Annotated in this window: 24 protein-coding genes; 9 read left to right on the top strand and 15 right to left on the bottom strand. The window is 73.6% G+C overall.

The features are described 5' to 3' along the window. The 5 genes from proB to HC251_RS08845 form a co-directional block, all read right to left on the bottom strand. On the bottom strand, window positions 1-1,116 hold the full coding sequence (gene proB / locus HC251_RS08865) for a glutamate 5-kinase (RefSeq protein ID WP_219944937.1): 1,116 nt from the start codon (window positions 1,114-1,116) through the stop codon (window positions 1-3). Between the two features lie 279 nt (window positions 1,117-1,395). Further along, complete coding sequence (obgE, locus tag HC251_RS08860) at window positions 1,396-2,652, bottom strand: GTPase ObgE (RefSeq protein WP_219944936.1); 1,257 nt, start codon at window positions 2,650-2,652, stop codon at window positions 1,396-1,398. A gap of 25 nt (window positions 2,653-2,677) precedes the next feature. Next, entirely contained in the window at window positions 2,678-4,192 is a 1,515-nt protein-coding gene (locus tag HC251_RS08855; protein ID WP_219944935.1) for a pilus assembly protein TadG-related protein, read from the bottom strand. Between the two features lie 11 nt (window positions 4,193-4,203). Next, entirely contained in the window at window positions 4,204-4,800 is a 597-nt protein-coding gene (locus HC251_RS08850) for a TadE/TadG family type IV pilus assembly protein (protein WP_219944934.1), read from the bottom strand. Beyond that, window positions 4,797-5,423 (bottom strand): TadE/TadG family type IV pilus assembly protein, encoded by a 627-nt coding sequence (locus HC251_RS08845; RefSeq protein WP_219944933.1) that lies wholly within the window; start codon window positions 5,421-5,423, stop codon window positions 4,797-4,799. The genes HC251_RS08850 and HC251_RS08845 overlap by 4 nt, the downstream gene beginning before the upstream one ends. A gap of 143 nt (window positions 5,424-5,566) precedes the next feature. Between HC251_RS08845 and HC251_RS08840 the strand changes: the two genes are divergently transcribed. Next, the gene (locus HC251_RS08840; RefSeq protein WP_219944932.1) at window positions 5,567-6,625 is read left to right on the top strand and encodes an HD domain-containing protein; all 1,059 of its coding nucleotides are present in this window, start codon (window positions 5,567-5,569) and stop codon (window positions 6,623-6,625) included. A gap of 22 nt (window positions 6,626-6,647) precedes the next feature. On the opposite strand, the gene HC251_RS08835 is transcribed toward HC251_RS08840, so the two are convergent. From HC251_RS08835 to HC251_RS08825, 3 genes are all read right to left on the bottom strand, one after another. Continuing rightward, on the bottom strand, window positions 6,648-8,192 hold the full coding sequence (locus HC251_RS08835; protein WP_219944931.1) for a hypothetical protein: 1,545 nt from the start codon (window positions 8,190-8,192) through the stop codon (window positions 6,648-6,650). 65 nt (window positions 8,193-8,257) lie between these two features. Further along, on the bottom strand, window positions 8,258-8,746 hold the full coding sequence (locus HC251_RS08830; protein WP_255566646.1) for a TadE/TadG family type IV pilus assembly protein: 489 nt from the start codon (window positions 8,744-8,746) through the stop codon (window positions 8,258-8,260). A gap of 47 nt (window positions 8,747-8,793) precedes the next feature. Next, the gene (locus tag HC251_RS08825; RefSeq protein ID WP_219944929.1) at window positions 8,794-9,297 is read right to left on the bottom strand and encodes a hypothetical protein; all 504 of its coding nucleotides are present in this window, start codon (window positions 9,295-9,297) and stop codon (window positions 8,794-8,796) included. Between the two features lie 233 nt (window positions 9,298-9,530). Between HC251_RS08825 and HC251_RS08820 the strand changes: the two genes are divergently transcribed. From HC251_RS08820 to HC251_RS08800, 5 genes are all read left to right on the top strand, one after another. Next, window positions 9,531-10,439 carry a hypothetical protein gene (locus HC251_RS08820; RefSeq protein WP_219944928.1) on the top strand — a complete coding sequence of 303 codons (909 nt, stop codon included), beginning with the start codon at window positions 9,531-9,533 and terminating at the stop codon, window positions 10,437-10,439. After that, window positions 10,432-11,259, top strand: coding sequence for a DUF4129 domain-containing protein (locus HC251_RS08815; protein ID WP_219944927.1), 828 nt, complete (start codon window positions 10,432-10,434; stop codon window positions 11,257-11,259). The genes HC251_RS08820 and HC251_RS08815 overlap by 8 nt, the downstream gene beginning before the upstream one ends. Further along, window positions 11,256-12,344: a DUF4350 domain-containing protein gene (locus HC251_RS08810; protein WP_219944926.1), complete on the top strand. Its 1,089-nt coding sequence runs from the start codon at window positions 11,256-11,258 to the stop codon at window positions 12,342-12,344. The genes HC251_RS08815 and HC251_RS08810 overlap by 4 nt, the downstream gene beginning before the upstream one ends. A 251-nt stretch (window positions 12,345-12,595) precedes the next feature. Then, entirely contained in the window at window positions 12,596-13,525 is a 930-nt protein-coding gene (locus HC251_RS08805; RefSeq protein ID WP_219944925.1) for a MoxR family ATPase, read from the top strand. Next, window positions 13,525-14,922: a DUF58 domain-containing protein gene (locus tag HC251_RS08800; RefSeq protein WP_219944924.1), complete on the top strand. Its 1,398-nt coding sequence runs from the start codon at window positions 13,525-13,527 to the stop codon at window positions 14,920-14,922. Before HC251_RS08805 ends, HC251_RS08800 begins: the two co-directional genes overlap by 1 nt. 129 nt (window positions 14,923-15,051) lie before the next feature. On the opposite strand, the gene HC251_RS08795 is transcribed toward HC251_RS08800, so the two are convergent. Continuing rightward, window positions 15,052-16,140, bottom strand: a complete 1,089-nt coding sequence (locus tag HC251_RS08795) for a stage II sporulation protein M (RefSeq protein ID WP_219944923.1) — start codon at window positions 16,138-16,140, stop codon at window positions 15,052-15,054. Window positions 16,141-16,196: 56 nt separating this feature from the next. Here HC251_RS08795 and HC251_RS08790 point away from each other — a divergent pair, with 56 nt between their 5' ends. Then, a complete protein-coding gene (locus tag HC251_RS08790) occupies window positions 16,197-17,009 on the top strand; it encodes an RDD family protein (RefSeq protein ID WP_219944922.1) in 813 nt (270 codons plus the stop codon). 195 nt (window positions 17,010-17,204) lie between these two features. Here HC251_RS08790 and rpmA read toward each other — a convergent pair whose 3' ends face one another. From rpmA to HC251_RS08765, 5 genes are all read right to left on the bottom strand, one after another. Further along, complete coding sequence (gene rpmA / locus HC251_RS08785; RefSeq protein ID WP_219944921.1) at window positions 17,205-17,456, bottom strand: 50S ribosomal protein L27; 252 nt, start codon at window positions 17,454-17,456, stop codon at window positions 17,205-17,207. Window positions 17,457-17,462: 6 nt separating this feature from the next. Further along, window positions 17,463-17,771: a 50S ribosomal protein L21 gene (gene rplU, locus HC251_RS08780; protein ID WP_219944920.1), complete on the bottom strand. Its 309-nt coding sequence runs from the start codon at window positions 17,769-17,771 to the stop codon at window positions 17,463-17,465. A gap of 122 nt (window positions 17,772-17,893) precedes the next feature. Beyond that, entirely contained in the window at window positions 17,894-20,152 is a 2,259-nt protein-coding gene (locus tag HC251_RS08775) for an Rne/Rng family ribonuclease (RefSeq protein ID WP_219944919.1), read from the bottom strand. A gap of 15 nt (window positions 20,153-20,167) precedes the next feature. Beyond that, window positions 20,168-20,947, bottom strand: a complete 780-nt coding sequence (locus HC251_RS08770; RefSeq protein WP_219944918.1) for a TIGR03936 family radical SAM-associated protein — start codon at window positions 20,945-20,947, stop codon at window positions 20,168-20,170. Further along, a complete protein-coding gene (locus HC251_RS08765; protein WP_219944917.1) occupies window positions 20,944-22,914 on the bottom strand; it encodes a TIGR03960 family B12-binding radical SAM protein in 1,971 nt (656 codons plus the stop codon). Before HC251_RS08765 ends, HC251_RS08770 begins: the two co-directional genes overlap by 4 nt. Here HC251_RS08765 and HC251_RS08760 point away from each other — a divergent pair. Then, window positions 22,913-23,638 (top strand): hypothetical protein, encoded by a 726-nt coding sequence (locus HC251_RS08760; RefSeq protein WP_219944916.1) that lies wholly within the window; start codon window positions 22,913-22,915, stop codon window positions 23,636-23,638. The two genes, HC251_RS08765 and HC251_RS08760, sit on opposite strands and share 2 nt — an antisense overlap. Here HC251_RS08760 and HC251_RS08755 read toward each other — a convergent pair. Beyond that, window positions 23,586-24,155, bottom strand: coding sequence for a DUF559 domain-containing protein (locus tag HC251_RS08755; RefSeq protein ID WP_219944915.1), 570 nt, complete (start codon window positions 24,153-24,155; stop codon window positions 23,586-23,588). The genes HC251_RS08760 and HC251_RS08755 overlap by 53 nt on opposite strands. A gap of 27 nt (window positions 24,156-24,182) precedes the next feature. Between HC251_RS08755 and HC251_RS08750 the strand changes: the two genes are divergently transcribed. Next, window positions 24,183-24,473, top strand: coding sequence for a hypothetical protein (locus tag HC251_RS08750; RefSeq protein ID WP_219944914.1), 291 nt, complete (start codon window positions 24,183-24,185; stop codon window positions 24,471-24,473). Window positions 24,474-24,583: the final 110 nt, after the last annotated feature.

Below are 24,583 nucleotides of genomic sequence, written 5' to 3'. Positions count from 1 at the left end.
TCAGCCGGGCAGGACGACGAGGTCGTCGCGGTGGATCACCTCGTGGGGCACGCCGTCGGGCAGGTCCCCGGTGCGCACGCCGGCGATGTCGCGGAGCGCGGCGGCGCCGAGCCCGACGATGCCCTTGGCGAACACCACGCCGTCGGCGTCGGCCACCTCGACCGCCGCGCCGGCGGCGAACCGGCCGTGGGCCCCGACGACCCCGGCGGGCAGCAGCGAGCGGCCGGCGGACTCGAGGGCCCGGCGGGCGCCGGCGTCGACCACCACGGTGCCCGACGAGCTGATGGCGAAGGCGATCCACAGCTTCCGGGCGGGCAGGACCTGGGACCGGGGCCGCACGACGGTCCCGACGCCGGGCACGTCGCCGAGGGCGTCGGCCACCACGCCCGGGCGGTCGGCGGCGGCGATGACCGTCCGCACCCCCGACCAGGCGGCGATCTTCGCCGCGGCCAGCTTGGTCGCCATCCCCCCGCTGCCCCGCACCGTCCCGGCGCCCCCGGCGACGGCCTCCAGGTCGTGGTCGACCTCGAGGATCTCCTCGATGAGCGAGGCCGAGGAGTCGAAGCGGGGGTCGGCCGTGAGCACCCCGGCGATGTCGGTCAGCAGGACGAGGGTGTCGGCCCCGACGAGGTGGGCGACGAGGGCGGCGATGCGGTCGTTGTCGCCGAAGCGGATCTCGTCGTCGGCGATGGCGTCGTTCTCGTTGACGATGGGCAGCACGCCGAGCGACAGCAGCCGGCCGAGCGTGGCCCGGGCGTGCAGGTACTGCTCGCGGACGCCGAAGTCGAGCGGTGCCAGGAGGATCTGGCCACCGATGAGGCCGTGGCCGGCCAGGTGGCGGTCCCAGACGCCCATCAGCCGGCTCTGGCCCACGGCCGACACGGCCTGGAGGGTGACCGGGTCACGGGGTCGGGCGTCGGCCAGCCCGAGCACCGGGAGGCCGGCGGCGATGGCCCCCGAGGACACGGCGACGACCTGGAAGCCGGCGGACCGGGCCGCCGCCAGCTCGGCGCACACCTTGGCGATGGCCGACTCGTCGATGGCGCCCCGGGCGTCGGTCAGCGACGACGACCCGACCTTCACCACGACCCGACGGCCGGTGGCAGTGGCGTCCATCCCCTCAGCCTGACCGGTGCGCCCCCACCGCGGCGAACGCGAACCCCCAGGGTTCGAGCGGGGTCAGACGACGCCCTCCTCCCGACGGGCTGGATCACCGGCGCCCGCCGGCGGACCGGCGCAGCCGCTGGGGGGTGCGGGGGGTCTCCCACCGCAGAGGCGAGCGTGGCGGCGAGGGACGAGCCGTCCGCCGCCGGAAAGATCTTCAGTCCGAGCGCAGCGAGGCCGTCAAGCTCGAGGAACGGAGCGAGCCGCCAGGCGAGCGAGTGACGAGAACACTCAGTCCGGTGTGTACTCGAAGGAGAAGCCGCCGATGCGGACGAGGTCGCCCTCCTTGGCCCCCGCCCGGACCAGGGCCCTGGGGACGCCGAGGCGGTCGAGCCGGTCGGTGATGTACGCCTGGGCCTCGGCGGTGGTGACGTCGGAGAGGGCGACGGTCCGCTCCGCGGCCCGGCCCACCACGCGGAGGGCGCCGTCGTCGTCGCGCACGACCGAGACGCCGGTGGGCGCCGGGCGGTGGACGATGAAGCCGTCGGTGACGGTCTCGGCGGCGCGGGCCTCGTCGACCAGCCGGAACATGCCGCCGACGAGCTGGGGCAGGTTCGCCCCGGTCACGGCGGACACGACGAGGTCGACCTCGACGCCCTCGACGTGATCGGGCGGACCGCCGTCGACCAGGTCGGCCCGGGACCCGATCACCAGCCGCGGGCGGTCGAGCAGCTCGGGCCGGAAGGCGCCCAGCTCGTCGAGCAGGACGCGGACCTGCTCGGCCGGCGGGGCCATGGCGACGGGGGCCAGGTCGAGGAGGACGACGAGCGCCCGGGCCCGCTCGACGTGGCGGAGGAACTGGTGGCCGAGCCCCTTGCCCTCGCTGGCCCCCTCGATCAGGCCGGGGATGTCGGCGACCACGATCTCGCGCCCGTCGTCGACCCGGACGACGCCGAGGTTCGGCTCCAGGGAGGTGAAGGGGTAGTCGGCGATGCGCGGCTTGGCCGCCGAGATCCGGGAGATGAGGGTGCTCTTGCCCACGTTGGGGAACCCGACGAGGGCCACGTCGGCCATCAGCTTGAGCTCGAGCTCGAGCCAACGCTCCTCCCCCTTCTCGCCCTGCTCGGCGAAGTTCGGGGCCCGCCGCCGGTTCGACAGGAAGCTGGCGTTGCCCCGCCCGCCCTGCCCGCCGCAGGCTGCCTGCCACCGGTCGCCGGTGTGGACGAGGTCGGCCAGGACGGTGCCGTCCTGGGCCCGGACCATGGTGCCGGGCGGCACGGGGACGACCATGTCCTCACCCGAGCGGCCGTGCTTGCGCTTGCTGCTGCCGTGCGTGCCCGACCCGGCCTTGCGGTGCGGGTGGTCGCGGAAGGCGAGCAGCGAGGCCACGTTGTGGTCGGCGACGAGCCAGACCGAGCCGCCGTCGCCACCGTTGCCGCCGTCGGGTCCGCCGAGGGGCACGTGGGCCTCTCGACGGATGGAGACGGCGCCGGCTCCACCGTCGCCGCCCCTCACGTTCAGCTGCGCTTCGTCGACGAACCCGGACACGACGGCCCAGCCTACGGCGGCGGTGCTACGGCGCCTCTTCCTCCACCAGGTGCACGGGGTCGCCGATGATGTTCGCCGACCAGGTGGTGGTGTCGTTGCCCTGGCCGCTGATGACGTACCGGATCTTCCACCAGCAGCCCGGCGTCGTGCCGAGGGTGCAGGAGTAGGTGGTCGGGATGTCGATCTGGAGGGTCACCGTCTGGCCGTTGAACCGGGCGTTGCCGCTGACCGCGCTCTGGAACGAGCAGGGGGCGAGTCGCCCGTTGAGGACGTTGTTGGTCGATGTCGCCCGGCACGACGTGGCGATGGCGCCGTTCGGAGCGATCACCTGGATCTCGCCGTTCCCACCGCTGACCTCGCCCGGGTCGTACAGGCTGAGCTCGAGGATCTTGCCCCGGTGCTCGGGCCCGACCTCGGCCAGGTAGAAGGTGGCGTTGCCGGCGGCCACGTTGTTGTACATCGACATGTCCCCGAGGGCCGCGATCCGGGCCTTCACCGACGTGCTGGACAGCACCCGGAGGGCGTAGCGGTTGGCGCCCGCGCCGTTGCCCGAGGTCTGCACCCGCAGGTAGTAGCGGCCCGCCGGGATGTCGCCGTTCCGCCTGCAGAGCGATCGGTACCTGCCCCTGTAGGTGCTCGACGCCTCCCCCTCGGCGAGCTCGAGCCGACCCTTGACCGTGCTCCCCGAGCAGAAGCCGGTGGGCACCCGCACCAGGTCGTCGGTGTCGGCGGGGGTCGGGTCGATGCCGTACATCGTCCACGTCGTGGTCGTCGTCCGGGACGAGTTGCCGGCGTACTTGCGGTCGCCGGTCTCGACCGACTCGTCCGAGCCCCGGTCGTAGAGGCCGGCGTCGAAGATCTGCAGGTCGAGGTCCCGGAGGTCCTCGGGCACGTCGATGGTGTACAGGTACCCCTCGGGGCGGTGGTCCGGGTTGGACTGGGCGCCGCAGAGGTCACCGCCGCGGCAGGCCGGGGCGAAGTTGTCGCCCTTGAAGTTGTCGGTCCTCGGCCCGTGGATGTTCCCCCACAGGTTGGGGTAGCCGCCCGGCGGGACGACCCCGCCCTCGGAGTAGGCGTTGCCGCCGAAGTAGTTGAGCGGGCTCCCGAGGGGCACCGGCAGGATGTACTCGGCGAGGGCGGTCCGTGACATGTCGATCGTGCGGCCGACGATGCTGCGGTAGAAGAAGCTGCTCACGGCGTCGTCGCGGAGCACCACCTTGAGGCGGCGGTTCTCGCCCTCGATGGGCGTCACCGTCATGCTGATGCTGCCGCCGACGGGGAACCCGTTCTCGGCGGCCGCGGCCTCGGCGTGGGTCCGGGCGGCCTGGACGTTGGGCAGCCACACCACGCCGGCGAGGGCGGCGGCGTCGGCCGCCTTCTGGAGGTCGGAGGCCCGGGCGTACCAGTACCCCACGTCCACCGAGAGCCCGCTCAGGAGCAGCAGCGGCACCAGGAGCATGGCGAACTTGACCAGGATGTAGCCCCCGGCGCGGCGCGCCCGCTCCGTGCTCGTGGTCCGACGACGGTGGGACAGCCTCATGCCGGTCGCTCCTAGGGCTCGATGCGCATGACGGCGCTGCGTTCGATGGTGACCCCGCGGCCGAGGACCGGGAACAGGTAGGTGTGCCGGGCCCGGACCCACACGCCCACGTAGTCGGCGGTGAGCTGGACGTCGTCCCGGGTCCGGGGGCAGAAGCCCCGGCGGGTGGCCGCGAGGACGCAGTGGTCGGGGTCCAGGGGCGATCCGGTGGTGACCGCCCGGAACTGCTCGCCGGTGAAGGTGCTGCAGGTCCCGCTGGTCCCGGCGATGCAGCCGGCCGACGGCCTCCCGCCGGTGCCCTCGGCCGAGAAGATGACGACCCGCTCGACCGACCCCAGCAGCCCGCTCGACGCCAGGGTCGACTGCAGGCTGGTGAGGATGGTGACGTCGGCGGTGCGGTCGGCGCCGAGCCCGGAACCGACCCGCGCCCCGCCACGGACCCCCTCGGTGACGGCGAGCGTCGACCGCCAGCCCATCCCGAGGTCGTAGGCGCCGGCCAGCAACGTGACCAGGAAGATGGCCACGATCGCCAGCTCGACGATCGCCGCGCCCCGCTCCCGCGGCGCGCCCGGCGCGAGCAGCCGGGGCCGATGGTGACGGACCCTCACTTGAGCCTCGGCTCGAGCCGGATGACCGAGTGGTCGGTCAGGGTCACCGTGTCACCGAACATCTTCGTCAGCCACGGGTGCTCGACCTTCAGCCACACGCCGACGTACTCGGTTCCCGCACCCGAGAGGCTGATCTTCCGCCCGCGCGGGCACCAGCTGCGGTCGAAGTCGCTGCTGACGCAGCCGAAGCTGTCCTTGCCCGCGTCGAAGTCGCTCGGGAAGTACACGTTGCACGCCGGGGCGGTGGGCGACGCGCCCGGGTCCTGCGGGGTGCCGGTGAGGCAGGCGGCGGGGGGTGCCTCGCCCAGCTTCGACGCCCGGTAGACGATGATCATCTGGATCTGGTCCCGGGGCAGGGCGGCGCTCTCCCGCACGATCGCCCGGATGATGCCGTAGTCGGCGTAAGTGTCGTTGCCGGACGCGCTCGCCACCCGGGTGCCGGCCCGGACGGTGTTCGCCAGCGCCAGCTTGTCGTTCATGGCCAGGCTGACCTCGCCGATGCCCAGCACCATCATGAAGAAGATCGGCGTCACGAAGGCGGCCTCGACCAGGACGGCCCCGAGCGAGCGGTCGTCGGCCCCGGCGCGGAACGGCCGGGAGCGACGACGGTGGGCTAGCTGCATCGGGTCCTTCCTCGGCTCCACCACGTGGGACGGCTCCCCATCGGCCCTGCGGTGGGCACTGTGAGCGTTTTCCGCAGGGAACCGCGCTCCGCTCCGGCGTGGTCCGTCCCGCTGTCGCGGGGGGTCCCTAGGGTGGGTGCGCCATGTCAGACCTCGTCGTCGCCCACGCCCCCCTCTTCGTCGGTCCCCCCGGGATCGACCTGGCCGAGCGCGCCGCCCGCGAGGACCTCCGGCCCATCACGCCCGCGCCCGGCGCCACCCGCCCCCGCGGCGCGGGGAACCGGGCGGTGGACGAGGAGCCGGACCGGCTGCGCACCTGCTTCGAGCGCGACCTCGACCGCATCCAGCACTCGAAGGCGTTCCGCCGCCTGGCGGGCAAGTGCCAGGTCTTCGTGGCGCCCGACGACGACCACCTGCGCACCCGCCTCACCCACGCCATCGAGGTCGCCCAGGTGGCGGTGAGCATCGCCCGTCCGGTGGGGCTCGACGTGCCCCTCACCGCCGCCGCTGCGACCGGCCACGACTGCGGTCACGGCCCGGCCGGCCACGCCTCCGAGGGCGCCCTGTCGCCTTTCGTCGACGGTGGCTACCACCACGCCGTCTACGGCGCCGACGTCGTCCTCGCCCCGCTCAACCTCTGCGCCGAGACCCTCGACGCCATCCGCAACCACTCGTGGAACCGCCCCTCCCCCACCACCCCCGAGGGCGAGGTCGTGGCCTGGGCCGATCGCATCGCCTACGTCTGCCACGACTTCGAGGACGCCGTCGCCGCCGGGGTGGTGCGGCCCCACGAGCTGCCGGACGCCGTGAGCGCGGTGGTCGGCCGCGACCGGCGCACCCAGCTGCACGGCTTCATCACCGCCATGGTCGAGACCATCGCCGCCACCGGCGTGGTAGGCCTCCGGCGCCCCGAGGCCGATGCCCTCGACGCCTTCCGCGCCTTCAACTACGAGCGCATCTACCTCCGGCCCGAGGCCGTCGAGCAGGCCAACCGGGCCGCCCGCCTCATCGCCGCCCTGGTGGAGCACTTCGTCGAGGACCCCCGTGCCATGGGCGACGACGGCGTCGGCGTGGCCCCCGGCAGCGACGAGGCGGTCGCCGGCGCCGTCCGCTACGTCAGCGGGATGACCGACCGCTTCGCCGCCACCGCCGCCGTCGAGCACCTCGGCTGGTCGCCCCGGTCGCTGCCCCGCAGCGCCTGAGCGGCCCGGTCACGGTCCGGCTTCAGCGGACGAGCTGGACGAAGCGGTTCACGCCGATGGCGTAGGGCGCGTTCGGTTCCTGGAGGCGGCCCGGCAGCATGCCGAAAGGGAACACCCAGGCGGTCACCTCTCCGACATCGCCTCCGTTGCCATCGCCCTCGGGTGCGAAGCCTGGGTTGAAGATGGTGGCGTTGCGCCCATTGCCGATCGTCAGCCGCTGCAGGTAGATCGCCTGGAAGGAGAGGAACGGCACCGCAGTCGACTGGCCCGTCGGGAACTCATCGATCACCGGCACGTACCCGAATCGTGGCGTGTACTGGATGTCGTACAGGTTGGGAGCGTCCTCGCTCGAGACGTTGCTGCTGAAGACCGGATCGGTACAGGGCATGCCTGCGGACCGGCACCCCACCCGCGGTTCGGGAGGGGTCAGAGCCTGCTCGCCCGCCTGACCCCCGCCCCCCCACGCATCACCCCGGTAGTGGGTCATGCACCGCTGCATAAGAGCGAGCAGCCGGTTGGCGTCAGTCATCGAACGGAGATGCTGCTCGACTCGTCCCGGCAGCTCCGGGTCCTCCTCGAACTGGTCCCGGAGGCATGAGCGAGGAACGTCGCCCCCAGGCCCGACGCCGGACTGGAGCGACGGAGGGATGAACGCCCACAGCGGGTTGTCGTCTACGAGGACGTCGTGAACCTCCCGGACTCTGCCTCCTCCGTCGAACAGCTCCGGCGAGATCCGTTGAAGACGGGCGGGGCCCCCGTCGGTGAACTCCCGTCCGCTGAAGAGGCCGCGCCCCACAGCGCTGTGGTTCGTACCGGTCTCGGTCCGCGCCGCGTTGGGACCGGGCAGCAGATCCTCGCAGTACGCGGTGTCGACCTTCACGGACCCTGTCACGTACACCTCAAGTCGGTGGTCCGTGCCCACAGCGACGTTGTTGGCGATGCGGTCGCTGGTGTCGCCGGGGCCGCAGCTCTTCGTCGTCCCGACGTCCTCGTTGCCGTAAAGAGACAGGTCGATCGTGCCGAAGTTGCCCGCCGACGGGCCGGCGCACGGCCCCGAGCTGAGTCCCCCGGGATTGGACTTGACGCAGGCATACCCATCGCCGCTGCCGGCTGCGGCGGGCATGCCGAAGGGGAGGACGCCCCCGAACCCCCGTTGGTTCACTCCTGCGATGGCGAACGCCGTGTGACGGATGCGGTCGATCCCGACGATGCTTGCGAACCCTGTCGCCACGTACTGGTCGGGGATCCGGACGCGGACTCGGCTGCGAGCCCCGTTGAACGAGATGCAGTTCGCGCCGGCGGCGCGCACCTCGAGGCTGCCGGCGTCGGTGCCACACGAGTTCCATTCGGCAGCCGTGAGAGTGCGACCAAGGTTGTCGTGCACGACCGACTTCGCCCTGCTCACCGCCTCCGCCTCGTCGTTCAGGTCCTGGGCCGCTCCAAGGGCACCGTGGTCGGCTCCGGACTGGTCGCTGCGTCGGGCGGCGTACACCGCGCCGATGTCGACCACGATCGCAGCTGTGATGAGGAGGGCGGTGAGGACCATCCCCATGATGACGATGGTCATGCCCGCTTCTCGCTCGTCGGGTCGCGCGCGAGCAGACCTGCCGTCGTGATGGGACATCGTCCGGTTCACGAGCAGGCCTTGGTGTAGGACCCATTGGTGGTCGTCCATGTCGACTCGACCTCCAGCCGACCGGTCACGGTGCTACGCACGGGGCGGTCCTCCAAGATGGGTGCGAACATGCCCGTCAACGATTGCCCGGGACGCTGGACCTCGACCTCGACGGTGTCCCCGACCTTGCCCTCGGCTTCGACCGTTCCGTCGACTGCGGTGGCGGGCGCCGACCAGTCGGGGAGGGTGATGGTGACCGTCGCGCCAGCAGCGTCGTCCATGCGACGGCAGATCTCGGTTGCGATCACGTTCGCCTGGCCGGTTCCGGCGTAGGCCCCGCCGGGGTTGTAGTTGACCGCGACGAGGCGCGTTCCCTCCCGAGCCCCGTGGCGGACATCGAGGCTGCGGGTGAAGGTCCAGCCGAAGTCGATCGTGCCGAAGATGATCATCACCAGCAGGGGGAGCACGATCGCCATCTCGACAAGGGCCGCTCCTCTCTCACGCATTGCGACAACGTCACCTGGCGGTTGCGATCGGCGGTGCTGACTGAATCTCATAGGGGGTTGTCCACCGTCTCGCTGGGGGGCACCTCGGTGTAGGTGACTCCGTTGCCCGTCACGCTGACGATGGTGAGCGTGATGCTCTCTACTGACTTGCTGCCTCTGAGGTTGATGTCTGCGGAGCTCAGCGGGCACGTACCTTGCTCTGAGGTGATGCACTCTGTGGTCGACGTGGCCCCGTCGGACCACCGCCCCTCCACCGTCGCGCCCGTGACGGGCAGGCCGGTGAGGGGATCGACGACTCTGACCACCACCGTGGCGACCCAGTCGGAGTTGTCGTTTGTCGACGACGACGTCATCGTGACCGTCGGAGACACCGCAGGAGCCGTGGTGGTGCTCGAATCGCTCGGGACCGAGGTCGTGGTGACCACCGTGGTCGAGCTCACGGGCGCAGCCGGCCCGAGGTCGGGTGCGCCGGCGCTGGCCGCGCGATCCTCGAGGCCATCGCGTGACGCGCTCTCGAGCACGTTCAGCGCACCGACCATGACGAGCGCCACCAGGCCGACGGCCAGGGCGTACTCGACCAGGGTGGCCCCGGCCGTCGGATCACGACGGTCGGGTACCCCCCGGGGTGTGTGTGACATGAGCGGCAGCCCCCGATAAGGCATCGTCCACCCTTCGGCCGTCAACCACCCAACGTGAACCTTCCGGTCGCGATGGCGGAGGATGACACGACTGCGGGTCACCTGGCCCCGGCCCGCGGGACCGGCGCACTAGGTTGCGGCCCACCGTGAGCTCGGCAGCCCCCCAGCCGCGCACCCGCCGGGCGGGGGCGGACCTGCGCCTGCTGGTACCGCTGCGCCCCCAGGGCCCGATCGAGGTGCTCGACCGGGCCACGCACCTCCTGCGCACCCGTCTGGCCGACCTGCTGACCATCAGCGTCGCCGTCCAGGTGCCGATCTGGCTCGTCCTCGCCGTCGTCCTCCGCGACGACTGGGCCGGCGGGGTGTCGGACAACCAGGTGTGGTTCTGGGCCGCCCTCTTCCCCGACCCGGTCGTCCTCGGGATCCTCGCCAGCGACACCACCGACGCCGGCGTCGGGGCGTTGGTGCTGTCCCGGGCGCTGCCCTCGGTCGGCCTCGCGGTCATCGGGGGGGCGTGCGGCGTCCTGGTCCACGACTGGTCCCGGGGCATCCCGACCCGGGCTCCCGAGGCCCTCCGTCGCGTCGGCCGCCGCATCCACGTCCTGCTCGCCCTCTGGGCCATCGTGCACGCCATCGAGGTGTTCACGTGCGTCGGGACCGTCCTCGGCCCGCTCGTCTTCGGCGTGGCCGCCCCGCTCTGGGCCATCGAGGAGCTGGGGCCGTGGCAGGCGGTCGTCCGGTCGTGGCGGCTCTCGGTGGCCCGGTTCTGGTCGCTGCTGATCTCCATCCCGGTGGCGACCCTGGTGGCCGGCCTCACGGGCGGCGCCGTCGGGGCCATCGGCGTGCCGATCCTGGCCGGCATCACCGGCGGGTGGGTCGACGTCGGCGGCACCGGGGCCACCGCCCTGCTCGCCGCCCTCCCCCACCTCGTGCTCGACCCCCTGCTGGCCACCTCCATGGCCCTCCTGGCCCTCGATCTCAAGGTGCAGGTCGAGGGGTACGACCTCGAGGTCGAGCTGGCCGAGACCCGGGCCGAGGCCGTGCTCGATGCCTGAGCGTCGGAGGTCGGCCCGGCTCGCCGGGCGGACCGGCGCCGCGCTGGTGGTCCTCGGCCTGGCCCTGGGGGGCGCCGCCGCCGGGGCGGCGGGTCCCGCCCCGGTCCGCGACCAGGTCGGGGGTGACGCCCAGCTGCCCGTCGACCCCACCTTCGACCCGGATGAGACCCGCGAGCGGGCCGACGAGATCCTGCAGGGCGACGAGTACCAGGCCCCACAGGCCCGCGACCGCAACGTGATCGAACGACTCCGGGAGTGGATCGGCGACCGCCTGCCCGACTTCGACCTCGACCTCGGCGGGGCCGGCGACGGCGGGGGCGAGCTGGTGTCGTACCTGGTCGTGGGGGTCGTCGTCGTCGGCGCCCTCGCCGCCCTCACCTACGTGCTCGTCCAGGCCCGGGGCACGCGACGCCCGGCGTCGGACGGGGACCCCGACGCCGACGTCGACGTCACGCCCCTGCGCACGGCGGACGAGTGGGCGACCGAGGCCGAGCGGTGCGAGCGGGAGGGCGACCACCGCGGCGCAGTCCGGGCCCGGTTCCGGTCGCTCACCACGGCCCTCGCCCGGCGCGACCTGGTGGCCGACACGCCGGGGCGGACCGCGGGCGAGCTGCGGGCCGACGTGGCCGAGCGGGCCCCCGGGCTGACACCGGCCTTCGCGGCCGTCGCCGACCTGTTCGAGCGCGCCTGGTTCGGCGGCGGCACCGCCGGTCCGACGGAGTCCGCCGCGGCACGGGACCTGGCGGGAGCCGCCCTCGACGCCGCTCCGAGGCACCGCCGGGACACGGACGCTGCCGCTGACGGGGTCGGCGCACCGTGACCCGCCGGCGCGGCCTCATCGGGGGCGCCCTCGTCATCGCCGCCCTGCTCGCCATCCTCGTGCTGTCGAACCCCCAGGTCGACCGCTACTCGCTGCCCTCCCTGTCGCCCCGGGGCACGGGCCCGTCCGGCACCGCCGCCCTCGTCGAGCTGATCCGCCAGGAGGGGGCCGACGTCACCGTGGGCGGCCGACCCGACGATGACGACGACGTGGTCCTCGTCCTCCGGGAGACGCTGTCGGGCGACGCCGTCGACGAGCTGCGGGGCTGGGTCCGCGACGGCGGGACGCTCGTCGTCAGCGACGTCCGCGCCGAGCTGGCCCCCGCCAGCGGCGTCGTCGTGTCCGACGTCGCCCAGCGGGGCCCGTGCCCGTTGGACGCCCTCGCCGACGTCGACGTCGTGGACCCGCCGCTCCCGGCCGCCTTCGCCACCGATCGGGCCGATGCGGCCTGCTTCGTCCGCGACCGGAGGGCCGGGCTGGCCGTGGACCAGGAGGGGTTCGGCCTGGTGGTCGGGCTCAGCTCGTCCACGAACCTCACCAACGAGGCCCTCGGCGACGCCGACAACGCCGTGCTGGCCGCCGCCATCCTCGCCCCGTGGGAGGGCGCCGACGTGCGGATCCTCGACCCCAACCAGCTCGTCGGCGACGTCGGCGAGGCCGGTGACGGGACGGTCCTCGGGGCGCTGCCGCTCCGGGGGTCGCAGGCGGTGACCCAGCTCGTCATCGCCTTCCTGGCGTGGGGTCTGATCCGGGCCCGCCGGCTCGGACGGCCCGTGGTCGAGGAGCTCCCCGTCCCGCTGCCCGCGTCCGACCTGGTGCTCGCCGCCGGGCACCTGCTCGACCGCAACGGGGACGCGGCCGACGCCACCGAGCGCCTCCGGCGCCGTGCCCGCCGCGACCTGGGGTCGACCCTCGGCCTGGGTGCGGACCCGCCGCCGCAGGAGCTGGCCGCCGCCCTCCAGGCCCGGGCCGGTGTCGACGGCGCCCTCGTCCACGCCGCCCTGCTCGCGCCGGTGGTCGACGAGGCCGGCCTCGTCACCACCTCCGCCCACCTCGACCGCCTCCGAAGGGACCTCTCCCCGTGACCGATCACCAGCACCCCGTCCCGCCGCCGCCCGGTGGCGCTCCCCCACCCGGGTACCCGCCGTCGCCCGGCGGTCCGCCCCCACCCGGGTACCCGGCGCCGCCGGGCTCGAAAGGCCCCGGTTCCGCACCCGACGGGTACCCCGACCACCCGGATCACCAGGGCGGTCCGCCTCAGCCCGGAGCACCGGGCACGGCTCCGACCGCCCCGTCCTCGCTCGCCAAGGACGCCGGCGGGGGTGGGGGTCGCAGCATGGTCCACGACGTCCGCACCGAGGTGAGCAAGGTGGTCGTCGGGCAGGACCCGGTGCTCGCCTGCCTCCTGGCCGCCCTGCTCGTCCGGGGCCACGTCCTCCTCGAGGGCGTGCCCGGCGTGGCCAAGACGCTCCTCGTCAAGACCCTGGCCGCCACGCTCGACCTGGAGGTCAACCGGATCCAGTTCACGCCCGACCTGCTGCCGTCGGACGTCACCGGCCAGCTGGTGCTCGAGGGCGGCACCGAGTTCGCCTTCCGGAAGGGGCCCATCTTCACCAACCTGCTGCTCGCCGACGAGATCAACCGCACGCCCCCGAAGGCCCAGGCCGCGCTGCTGGAGGCCATGGAGGAGCGTCAGGTGTCCGTCGGGGGCGCGACGCGGCCGCTGCCCGAACCGTTCGTCGTCGTGGCCACCCAGAACCCGGTGGAGTACGAGGGCACCTACCCCCTGCCCGAGGCCCAGCTCGACCGCTTCCTGTTCAAGGTCGTCGTCCCGTACCCGACCGGCGACGCCGAGGTCACCATCCTGCGCAACCACAACGCCGGCATGGACGTCCACGACCCGACCTCCGCCGGCGTCCGCCAGGTCGCCTCGGTGGCCGACATCGAGCAGGGCCGCCAGGCCGTCGGCCGCGTCCGGGTCGACGACGTCGTCATCACCTACCTCGTGCAGCTGGCCCGGGCGACGCGGGAGGCCCCGTCGGTCGCCCTGGGCGTGTCGCCCCGCGGCGCCGCCGCCCTGCTCCACGCCACCAAGGCGTGGGCGTGGCTCTCCGGTCGCGACTTCGTCACCCCCGACGACGTCAAGGCCGTCGCCAAGCCGGCCATGCGCCACCGGCTCATGATCCGGCCCGAGGCAGCCCTCGAGGGGCTCACCGCCGACCGGGTCATCGACGGCCTCCTGGCCACGGTGCCGTCACCCCGCTGATGACCGCCGTCGCCGGGCACCCGGACCAGACGAGCGACACGGCTGACGTCCCGCCCGGCGGGCCGTCGCGGGTGTCGCCGTCGCCGCCGTCGCGGGCCGGTCTCGTCCCCGCCGGGACCCGCCGCCTGGCCCTCGCCTTCCTGGCGCTCGTCGCCGTGCGCCTGGCCCTGCCCGACGAGCTGCCGTTCCCGTGGTGGCTCCCGACCGTCGCCCTCGTCGCCTTGGCGGTGGTCGACCTCCTCCTCGCCCCCAGCCCCGCGGTGGTCGAGGTGGGGCGGGACCTGCCGGCCCAGGTCGCCCTGGGCGCCACGGCCCGCTCCGCCCTCGTCGTCCGCAACCCCACGGGTCGCCGCCTGCGGCTCGGCGTCGCCGACGAGCTGGCCCCCTCGCTGCGGGCCGACACCCGTCGGTGGGACGTCGCCGTCCCACCCCGCAGCGAGGCCCGCGTCGACACCCGCATCCGCCCCGGCCGGCGGGGCCGGTTCGCACCCGCCGAGGTCACCGTCCGCAGCGTCGGGCCGCTCGGGCTGGCCGCCCGCCAGCGGGCCGTGGAGGTGCCGGGCGCCCTGAAGGTGGTCCCCGCCTTCCCCAGCCGGGCCGACGCCGAGCTGCGCCTGGCCCGCGCCCGTCACCTCGAGCTGGGGGTGCGCACGGTGCGCCGGCCCGGCACCGGGACCGACTTCGACCAGCTGCGGGAGTACAGCCCCGACGACGACTTCCGCCGGATCGACTGGGCCGCCACCGCCCGGGCCGGGCGCCCGATCGTGCGCACCTACCGGGCCGAGCGCAACCAGACGATCATGGTCCTGGTCGACGTGGGCCGCACCACCGCCGGTCGCATCGCCGACGTCCCCCGCCTCGAGCACCTCCTCGACGCCACCTTCGCCCTGATCACGGTGGCCACCGGGCTGGACGATGCCGTCGGCCTGGTGGCCTACGACGACCTCGTCCGGGCCTCGCTCCCGCCGTCGCACCGCCCCGACCAGCTGGCCCGGGTCGTCGAGGCGACCTACCCGCTCGAGCCGGCGCTGGTCGAGACCGACCACCGCCGGGCCCTCAGCCACACCAAGGCCCGGCACCGACGGCTCACCACCGTCGTCATCGCCACCGACCTGACCGAGGCGACGGTGGCCCAGACCCTGCTGCCGGCGCTCCCGCTCGTCCTGCGCGACACCGACGTGGTGGTCGCCTCGGTGACCGACCCCGAGGTCCAGGGGTGGGCCGTGGCTCCCGCCGGCGACGACGAGGCCGCCTACCTGCGGGCCGCGGCCACCTCGGCCCTCGACGAGCGGGCCCACCTCGCCGCCCGCCTCCGCGGCCTCGGCGTCACCGTGGTCGACGCCCCGCCGGGCCAGCTGGCCGCCCGCCTCGTCGACCACTACCTCCACGCCCGCTGACCGCCCCCACTCCAACTTTGTCCGGAAGTCCCCCTCCTCGGCAGGGTTCCGGACAACGTTCGCAACGCCACCATCAACCTTGTCCGGAAGTCCCCCTCCTCGGCAGGGTTCCGGACAACGTTCGCGCTGCTACATGCGGGCGGCGGGCTCGGCCAGGAGGGCGGCGGGGACTTCGGGCGGCCGGAGCGGGGCGGTCACGGGGGCGAGCGGGTCGAGCGGCACCCACGTCGGCCGCAGCTCCTCGAGGGCGCCGGTCCAGCCCTCGGCGACGGCCTGCCGACCCCGCCCGAGGATCCACACCAGGAACGCCAGCCACACCACGACCCCGATGGCGATCTTGAGGCCCGGGGGGATGGCGGGGGCGCCGGTGACGAACCCCTCGACCAGGCCGGCGACCACGAAGGCCATGACGGTCCCGAGCACGATAGTGACGCTGCGGCGCCCCTCCTCGCCCAGGGCGACCGGGCGCGACCGGTCACCGGGGGCGAACAGGGTCCACCCCACCCGCAGCCCGGCCGCCCCGGCGACGGTGATGGCCGTCAGCTCGAGCAGCCCGTGCGGGAGGACGTAGACCATGAACACCGACCAGAACTCGCCGCGCTGCAGGAACAGCCCGGCGATCATCCCCAGGGCGGCACCGTTCTCGAAGAGCACCAGGGCGCCCGGGAACACGGCCAGGGCCCCGAGCCCGTAGGCCAGGACCGAGACCTGGATGTTGTTGGTGGTGACCGCGCTGAAGAAGACGATCGACGGGTTCTCCGAGTAGTAGGACACGAAGTCCTCCTCGGCGTAGGTCTCCTGGTAGGAGTCGGGGATCACCAGGTCGATGCGGTCGGGGGCGGCCCAGAACACGAGGGCGAGCACGATCCCGGTGCCCCAGAAGAGGATCGAGCTGGCCAGCAGCTGGCGCCGGCAGGTCCACACCGCGGCCGGGAAGCTGTCGACGAGGAAGCGGCGGATCGTGGCCAGCCGGGCGACCCGGGCACCGTGGACGGCGGCATGGCTCGCCGCCACCACCGTGGACAGGCGCCGGGTGAGGGCCGCGTCCCGGTAGGTGGTGCGGGCCTGGGAGAGGTGGAGCGTGACCTCCTGGTACCGGCGGAGGAGCTCGTCGATCTCCGGACCGGCCAGGTCGTGCCGCCGCCCGGCCCGACGGGCCAGCTCGGCGGTCCGCTGCCAGGCGGGCTCGTGCAGGGCGATGAACCGGTCGACGTCCACTCGGGCGGTACCGTACCGGCCACCCCGGCCCGGCCGGGGCCACGCCCCCGCACCCGGTGAGGTCGACCATCAGCGCCCAGGGCTTCCGGATCGTGACCCCCGAGGCCGTCGAGCTCGACCTCGACGCCGCCGGGCTGGCCAGCCGGCTCCTCGCCGCCCTGATCGACCTGGTCGCCATGCTCGTCGTGCTCTACGCCGTGTTCACCGTGGCCGGCGTCCTGGCGGCGGCGTCGTCGTCGACCACCGGTGAGGACGGCGGCGCCATCCTGGCGGCGGTCGTCGGCGCCGTGGGCCTCTTCGCCGTGCTCATCGTGTGGCCCACGGCGTGGGAGGTGGGGACCAAGGGCCGCAGCCTGGGCAAGCTCGCCCTCGGCCTGCGGGTGGTCACCGTCGAGGGCGCCCCCATCCGGGTGCGCCACGCCCTCGTGCGCGGCCTGGTCGGCGTGGTCGAGATCATCCTCACCTTCGGCACCCTCGCCGTGGCGGTGGCGCTCGCCAGCCAGCGGTTCCGGCGGCTGGGCGACCACCTCGCCGGCACCGTCGTGGTCCGCGAGCGGGGCGCCGGCGCCGATCGGGCCCACCCGCGCCGCTTCGTCCCTCATCCGGGCTGGGAGCCGTGGGCCGCCCGGCTCGACGCGACCCGGCTCACCCCGGACGACTACCGCCTGGTCCGGTCGTTCCTCCTGCGGGCCGCCGGGCTCCCGCCCGAGGCGCGGGTGCGGCTCGGCCACCAGATCCTCGACCGGGTCCTGCCCCGCGCCGGCATCGATCCCCGCGCCGCCGAGGCCCTGGGGGCGTGGTCGATCGAGGCCCCCCTGGTCGCCATCGCCGCCGCCTACCAACGCCGCTTCGACGGCGTGACGGCCTGACGACCGGGAGGCCAAGCGGGCAGGCGTCACCGAGCGCGTGTGGCCCGGCGCAGCCGCTGGGGGTCTGGGGGTCTCCCCCAGGAGGGACGGCCGGAGGCGAGGAACGAGGCGGAGGCCGTCAGAGCAGCCCGAGCGCAGCGAGGCCCTTCAAACTCGAAGGAACGGAGTGAGCGCCAGCGAACGAGTGACTGAGACCTACTCCGTGATGATGTCGACGAGCTTGCGGCCGCGCCGGCGGCCGAACTTCACCCGGCCGGTGGCCGTGGCGAAGAGGGTGTCGTCGCCGCCGCGCCCGACGTTCTCACCGGGGTGGAAGCGGGTGCCGCGCTGGCGGACGATGATCGAACCGGCCGGGACGAGGGTGCCGTCGTAGGCCTTGACGCCGAGGCGCTTGCTCTGGGAGTCGCGGCCGTTCCGGGTGGAACCGCCGCCCTTGGTCTTCGACATGTCGCCTCAGCCCTTCTTGATGCCGGTGATCTCGACGGTGGAGTAGTGCTGCCGGTGGCCCCAGCGCCTCCGCTGGTTGCTCTTGTTCTTGTAGGTGAACCCGGTGACCTTGGGGCCCTTGGCGTCGCCCACGACCTTGGCCGTGACGGTGGCCTTGGCCAGGGCGTCGGGGGTGGCCAGGACGGTGTCGCCGTCGACCAGCAGCAGCGGGGTCAGCTCGACCTCGGTGTCGACCGGGCCCAGCTTCTCGACCTCGAGCCGCTGGCCCTCGGTCACGCGGTACTGCTTGCCGCCGGTCTTGATGACTGCATCCATGGTCGTCTCGTCGTCTCGGGTGGTCGATCGGGTGGCCGCACGGGCCGACGGGCCAGGTTAGTGGGGCGCCGGTGGGGCGCCCAACCCATGACCTCCCACCGGAGCCGGGCACCGGCAGGAGGTCAGCCCTTGGGGAGGAGGGAGGTGTCGAGGACGACGCCGCGCCCCTCGCAGTGGGGGCAGCCCTGGGCGAAGGACTCGAGGAGCCCCTCGCCGATCCGCTTGCGGGTCATCTCGACCAGGCCCAGCTGGGAGATGTCGAAGACCTGGGTGCGGGTCTTGTCCCGGGCCAGGGCGTCGCGGAAGGTCTTGATGACGTCGTCGCGGTTCTTGGCGATCTCCATGTCGATGAAGTCGATGACGATGATGCCGCCGATGTCGCGCAGCCGGAGCTGGCGGGCGACCTCCTCGGCCGCCTCCAGGTTGTTGAGGTACACCGTCTGCTCGAGGCTCGACGTGCCCACGTTCTTGCCCGTGTTGACGTCGATGACGGTCAGCGCCTCGGTGTGCTCGATGATCAGCGACCCGCCCGAGGGCAGCCACACCTTGCGGTCGAGGGCCTTGTGCAGCTGCTCGTGGATGTGGTGCTTCTCGAAGAGGGGCAGCGGTTCGGTGGCCGGGTCGTAGAGCTCGACCCGCTCGGCCATCTCGGGCGAGATGCTGCTGACGTAGTCGCTGACCTGCTCGAACAGGTGGCGATCGTCGATGACGACCTTGCGGAAGTCGTTGGTGAGCTCCTCGCGGATCATGCGGATGGCCGTGTCCGGCTCCCGGTAGAGCAGGGTCGGGCCCTGGCTCCGGGCCCGCTCGGCGAGGGCCTCGATCTGCTGCCACTGGCTGGCCAGGCGGGTGACGTCGGCCTCGATCTCCGACGCGGTCACCCCCTCGGCGGCGGTGCGGACGATGAGGCCGTGGCCCTTGGGCCGGACCTTGTCGAGGATGTTCCGCAGCCGCTTGCGCTCGTCGTCGGGGAGTCGCTTGGAGATGCCGTAGGTCGTGCTGTTGGGCACCAGCACCACGAACCGGCCCGGCAGCGAGACCTCCTGGGTCAGGCGGGCGCCCTTGTGGGCGATGGGGTTCTTGGTGACCTGGCAGAGGATCAGCTGCTTGGCCCGCAGCATGTCCTCGATCTTGGCGTTCGAGCGCTGCTTGGGCTGGTCGAGGTCGTCGTCGGCCCGGGCGTCGCTGCGGTAGAGGACGGCGTTCTTGGGCGTGCCGATGTCGACGAAGGCCGCCTCCATGCCCGGCAGCACGTTCTGGACCTTGCCCAGGTAGATGTTGCCGTGGATCTGGCTGATGTCGTCGGCCGGTCGCGAGACCTGGTGCTCGATGAGCGAGCGGCCCTCGAGGATGGCGATCTGGGTCGCCTCGGGCTGGACGTGGACGGCCATCAGGTAGCGCCCGACCGCCTTGCCCTTGCGCTCGCGTCCTCGACGGGCGGCGAGCACGTCGTCGTCGAGCTCGACCGCCTCGCCGGTGAGCGCGGTGACCGGCTGGACCGAACGCTGGCCGCCTCGCCCGTCGCCCCGGCCGCCGCGACCCTGGCCCCCGCGGCCCTGCTGGCCGCCCTGGCCCCCGCCACGACCCTGCTGGCCGCCACCCTGGCCCCCGCGGCCGCCGCTGCGATCGCCGCCACCGTTCTGCTCGCCCTGACCGCCGCCCTGGCCACCGCCCTTGCCGCGACCACGGCCGCCGCGGCGCCGACGCTTGCGCCCGCCCGCGGAGCCGCCCTCGCCCTCGGCCTTGGCCGCGACGGGGGCCCCGTCGCCGCCGGCGGCGGGCGGGGCGGGGCGGGTGTCGCCGATCCTCGGGCGCGCCGCGGGTGGGGCGTCGCCGGCCGGGGCGGCGTCGCCGTCGGACCGTGGGGTTCGGCCACCGGCGGACCGGGTGGCATCGTCGCCCTCGGACCGTGGGCTTCGGCCACCGGCGGACCGGGTGGCGTCGTCGCCCTCGAACCGTGGGCTTCGGCCACCGGCGGACCGGGTGGTGTCGTCGCCGTCGGCGCCGGCTGCGGTGCTGTCGCCGTCGCCGCCGCTGCGGCCCCGACCCCCGCGCGAGCCGCGCCGGCGGCGGGTGCCGCCACCGGGCGCGCCGGAGGTGCCGTCGCCGGACGAGCCCGACGCGCTCGACGCGCTCGACGAGCCCGGCGCGTTCGACGAGCCCGACGAGTCGGACGGGCTGTCGTCCGAGGGTCGCGATGAGCCGGGAGCGTCGTCGTCGCGGTCGCGACGGGAGCCGCCGGCCGATCGGCCGTCGGACGAGCCGGTGGGGCGGTCCCCCGACGGCTCGGGGGCGGTGCCGGCGGGGGCCGGGCGCTCAGCCCGGGGTGTCGGCTCGGGGGAGGCCGTGGCCCCGCGGGGGGTCTGGTCGGCGTCGGTCATGGGTGCGATCCCTTCTCATGACGCACGCGCCTGGGCGTGCGGAGCAGGCCAGGGGTCCGGGGCCGGGAGGGGCTCGGTCCGGACGCCGTCGTGCTCTGTGAACTGGTGGGTCCTGCACACGCCCACCTCGCGGGCGCCGTCGCCCAGGAGGGCGACGAGCTCGCTGGGCCGGAGGCCGCGGTTCTGCGCCCCCAGCTCGGCGATGAGCAGGGGGGCGCCGTCGCGGTCGACGGCCTGGAGGTGGTGCAGGTGGGCGCGGACGTCGTCGATGACGTCCTTGCCCTTGCGCTGGCGGGTCATCACCAGCTCGGGCGCGGCGAGGAGGGCCTCGGACCGCGTCGCGAGCGTCGGGAGGTCGAGGCCGCCCACCTCGATCTCCCAGCGGCTGCTGGTGACGGCGTGCTGGAGCGATGGGGTGCCGGGCGGGACCTCGGCCGCGGCCGTGGCGGTGACGCCACGGGGCAGTGCGGGGCTGAGGAGGTCCGGCAGGGAGGCGACGTCGACCGTGGTGCCCTCCACGAGGTCGACGTCGAGGTACTCGGCCAGGGATTCGTGCCCGGTGGAGAGGGCGAGGCCGAAGTGGAGCTTGGGTCGGGGCGAGAAGCCCTGCGAGCGGCCGACGGGGAGCTGGACGCGGCGCAGCGCCCGCTCCCACATCCGGGCCACGTCGCGGTGGCTGGTGAAGCGGACCTTGCCCAGCTTGGTGAACCGCAGCCGGATCTTGACCAGCTGCAGCGGCCCGGGGCCGGGGACCTTCACCGGGCCGTCGGGTGCGGCGGGCTCGTTCTCGCTCACGGTGTGGCTCCCGCCGGAACGGCGACGGGCTTGGCGCCCAGCGTCACGGTGACGGGTCGGCCCGTGCCCTGGCTGCCGCCGGCCGGCGGCGTGGCGTTGGCGACCACGTGCTCGATGCCGTAGCCGGTGCAGGCGCCGCAGTCGTAGCAGGGCGTCCAGCGGCAGTCCTCGAGCCCGACCTCGTCGAGGGCGTCACGCCAGTCCTGCCACAGGAAGTCCTTGTGCAGTCCGGCCGAGAGGTGGTCCCAGGGCAGGGCCTCGTCCTCGGTGCGGTGGCGGTAGACGAGCTGCTCGACGGTGAGGCCGTGGCGCTCGAGGGCGTCGAGCCACAGCTGGATGTCGAAGTGCTCGCTCCACTCCTGGAACGTGCCGCCGTGGCGCCAGACGTCCTCGATCACGTCGGCCAGGCGGCGATCGCCGCGGGACATGATCCCCTCGACGGTGGTGGCCCGGGGGTCGTGCCACTTGAGCTGGACGCCGTGGTCGCGCCGGGTGGCGTCGCGCAGGAGGCCGACCTTGCGGGTCAGCTCCTCGCGGGTGTTCTGGCCGAACCACTGGAACGGGGTGAACGGCTTGGGCACGAAGCCGCCGATCGACACCGTGACGCTCGGGTTCTTGTGGTACTTCCGGCCGATGGCGACCACGTTGCGTGCGAGGTCGGCGATGCCGAGGGTGTCCTCGTCGGTCTCGGTCGGGAGGCCGATCAGGAAGTAGAGCTTCATGCGCCGCCAGCCCTGGGAGTAGGCGGACTCGACGGCGCCGTAGAGGTCGTCCTCGCTGATGAGCTTGTTGATCACCTGGCGCATCCGCCACGTGCCGCCCTCGGGGGCGAAGGTCAGGCCGGTGCGGCGGGCCCGCTGGATGTCGGCGGCGATGCCGACGGTGAAGGCGTCGACCCGCAGCGACGGGAGCGAGACGCTGACGTCGCCGCAGCCCATCTGGTCGGCGGTGTTGTCCACGATGTCGGACACCACGCCCTCGATGCCGCTGAAGTCGGCGGTGCTCAGGCTGGTGAGGGCGACCTCGTCGTAGCCGGTGCGGCGCAGGCCGTCCTGGACCATGGTGCGGACCTGATCGGCGGGGCGCTCGCGCACGGGGCGGGTGATCATCCCGGCCTGGCAGAACCGGCAGCCCCGGGTGCAGCCCCGGAAGACCTCGACGTTGAGGCGGTCGTGGACGACCTCGGTGAGCGGCACCAGCTGGTTGCGGGGGTAGGGCCACTCGCCCAGGTCGGCGATGGTGCGCTTCTCGACCTCGTCCGGCGCCGCCGGGTGGGTCGGTCGGGTCGCCCGGAGGATGCCCGTCTCGGGGTCGTGGTCGGCCTCGTAGAGGCTCGGGACGTAGACGCCGGTGACGCCGGCCAGGGCGACGTGGGCGTCGTGGCGGTTGACGGGCTCGCCGGCGTCGCGGGCGGCCATCCACGGGGCGAGGGCCTCGGTGATCTCGCCGACGGCCTCCTCGCCGTCGCCCAGGACCACGAAGTCGAGGAACGGGGCGATGGGCTCGGGGTTGTAGGTGCAGTGCCCGCCGGCACCGATGAACAGGTCGTGCGGGCCTCGATCGGCGGCGCGCACGGGGCAGCCGGCCAGGTCGACCATCGAGAGCAGGTTCGTGTAGGTCAGCTCGGCCGAGAGGTTGAAGGCGAGGATGTCGAAGTCGCCGGCCGGGCGGTGGGTGTCGACCGAGAAGAGCGGGATGCCCTCCTCGCGCAGGAGGGCCTCGAGGTCGGTCCACGGCGCGTAGGTCCGCTCGGCGACGGCGTCGTCCCGCTCGTTCAGGATCTCGTACAGGATCTGGAGGCCCTGGTTGGGCAGCCCGATCTCGTAGGTGTCGGGGTAGGCGAGCAGCCAGGCCACCTGGTCGGGGCCGTGCTCGGGCTCCTGGGCGCCGTCCTCCCCACCGATGTAGCGCGCCGGCTTGGCCACCCGGGGGAGGATGGCCTCGAGGGCCGGCCAGACTGACGACATGATCGGTCGAGTCTACCGACGGTCCCCCGTCGGGCCGCGACTGCGCATGGAGGGGGTGATCGGCGCCGCCGGGTTCGCGAGCGGCGATCGGGTCGTCGTCGGCCTCTGGACCCGCTCCCCCGTCGGCCCCCTGGCCGACGTGATGTGGGCCTCGCCGACCGGCGTGCGCACGCTGCACGTCGGATCCTCGGCCGGCGCCGACTTCATCACCTCGGTGTACGAGTTCGACGACGTGGTCGTCGACCCGGGTCTCGCCGTCGAGGGCGACGGACGGTCGCTCGCCGTGTCCCTCCCGGCGGTCGACGCCGTCGTCACCATGATCGCCGGCCCCGGCTGGCACATCCCCCCGCCCCGGCGGCCGGCGTGGGTGACCCGCTGGGTCGAGCGCCCGCTGGCCCGGGCGCTCATGGGCGTCGAGACCTACGGCGTCTCCCCCCGGGGCGTCGAGGAGTGGTACCAGGCCACCGCGTGGCGCCCCGTCGTCACCGCTCGGGCCACCGTCGCCGGCCGCGACCTCGGCGGCCTCGCCGCCATCGACCCGCCCGCCCGCTTCGGCTTCAGCGAGCCGCCCCGGACGCCCAGCATCACCGAGGTCCGCCCCCTCCTCGGCTTCCCCCCTCGTTCTGTCAATCCCCATGCGCACCCACGCCCCACCAGGATTGACAGAAGCGTCAGGGGACGTGGCGGGCGATCTCGGCGAGCACCATCGGCCCCTGCTGGGTGACCTCGCGGTAGGTGAACTCGAGGATCGTCCAGCCGAGGGCGATGAGCCGACGCCGGCGGACCCGCTCCCACCGGAAGGCGCGCTCGCCCTGGTGGTGAGCCAGGCTGTCGCACTCGACGGCGACCTTGAACGCCGGCCAGGCGATGTCGAGCCAGCACTGGAAGTCGCCGTCGACCACGTGGTGCTGTGTGACGGGAGGCGGCAGCGCGCTGCCGGCGATCAGCCGCAACGTCCGCCGCTCGAACCCGCTGTCGACCAGGTTGGCATCGGACCGCTCGGCGAGCAGGGCCCGCAGCGCCACGGTGCCGGTGCGGCCCCGGCGGGCGACCTCGAGGTGGCGCTGAACGACCCGGTCGAGCACGGCCGGCTCGTGGCGCATGGCATGGTCGAGAGCGACGCCCGCCTTGAACTCGTGGCAGACCGCCGGCAGATCGACCAGCGTGCGCACCAGCGCGGTGCACGAGATGCCGTCGACCTCGTCGAAGTCGACGCCGCGCAGGTCCTTGCTCTCGTGCATGATGACGCCCCGTCCCGCGGTGCGACGGTGACGGCCACGCTCGACCACGATCTCTCGATCGGCGCCTGGTCGAACCCCGGGATCCGGCGCAGCCGGGCCGCGGCCCGGTGCGACGCCATGGAGCCGGGCACGCTCAGAGTCGCCACGTGCAACCGCTGGTGCCAGCTCGATGAGATCCCCGAGAGCACGAACACCCCCGGCGCCTCCCGCCGGGCCTCGCCTCGAGCCACCATCCCCCGGAGGCGGTCGTCGGTCAGCCCAACAGCGCGCGCCTGCTCGCGCGTGAAGGCGGCGTGCTGCCTGGCCGCCAGCTCGTAGATGTCCACGTCTCGCTTCTCCCGATCGGGCCGGCCCGGGCGGGCCGACGGTTGCGGGGGAAGCGCACGCCCACCGTTCCCGCGGGATGGCGAAGCGACACCTCGTTCTGT

It is taken from the genome of Iamia sp. SCSIO 61187, assembly GCF_019443745.1.
In the GTDB taxonomy this organism is placed as follows: Bacteria; Actinomycetota; Acidimicrobiia; order Acidimicrobiales; family Iamiaceae; genus Iamia.
This window is presented reverse-complemented; position numbering and strand designations above follow the sequence as displayed.

Coding starts and splice junctions, on each gene's coding strand:
- proB (WP_219944937.1), bottom strand. CDS start 1,116: ATGGACGCCACTGCCACCGGCCGTCGGGTCGTGGTGAAGGTCGGGTCG.
- HC251_RS08855 (WP_219944935.1), bottom strand. CDS start 4,192: ATGAGGCTGTCCCACCGTCGTCGGACCACGAGCACGGAGCGGGCGCGC.
- HC251_RS08845 (WP_219944933.1), bottom strand. CDS start 5,423: ATGCAGCTAGCCCACCGTCGTCGCTCCCGGCCGTTCCGCGCCGGGGCC.
- HC251_RS08840 (WP_219944932.1), top strand. CDS start 5,567: ATGTCAGACCTCGTCGTCGCCCACGCCCCCCTCTTCGTCGGTCCCCCC.
- HC251_RS08835 (WP_219944931.1), bottom strand. CDS start 8,192: ATGACCATCGTCATCATGGGGATGGTCCTCACCGCCCTCCTCATCACA.
- HC251_RS08830 (WP_255566646.1), bottom strand. CDS start 8,746: ATGCGTGAGAGAGGAGCGGCCCTTGTCGAGATGGCGATCGTGCTCCCC.
- HC251_RS08815 (WP_219944927.1), top strand. CDS start 10,432: ATGCCTGAGCGTCGGAGGTCGGCCCGGCTCGCCGGGCGGACCGGCGCC.
- HC251_RS08805 (WP_219944925.1), top strand. CDS start 12,596: ATGGTCCACGACGTCCGCACCGAGGTGAGCAAGGTGGTCGTCGGGCAG.
- HC251_RS08800 (WP_219944924.1), top strand. CDS start 13,525: ATGACCGCCGTCGCCGGGCACCCGGACCAGACGAGCGACACGGCTGAC.
- rpmA (WP_219944921.1), bottom strand. CDS start 17,456: ATGTCGAAGACCAAGGGCGGCGGTTCCACCCGGAACGGCCGCGACTCC.
- rplU (WP_219944920.1), bottom strand. CDS start 17,771: ATGGATGCAGTCATCAAGACCGGCGGCAAGCAGTACCGCGTGACCGAG.
- HC251_RS08775 (WP_219944919.1), bottom strand. CDS start 20,152: ATGACCGACGCCGACCAGACCCCCCGCGGGGCCACGGCCTCCCCCGAG.
- HC251_RS08760 (WP_219944916.1), top strand. CDS start 22,913: ATGATCGGTCGAGTCTACCGACGGTCCCCCGTCGGGCCGCGACTGCGC.
- HC251_RS08765 (WP_219944917.1), bottom strand. CDS start 22,914: ATGTCGTCAGTCTGGCCGGCCCTCGAGGCCATCCTCCCCCGGGTGGCC.
- HC251_RS08755 (WP_219944915.1), bottom strand. CDS start 24,155: ATGCACGAGAGCAAGGACCTGCGCGGCGTCGACTTCGACGAGGTCGAC.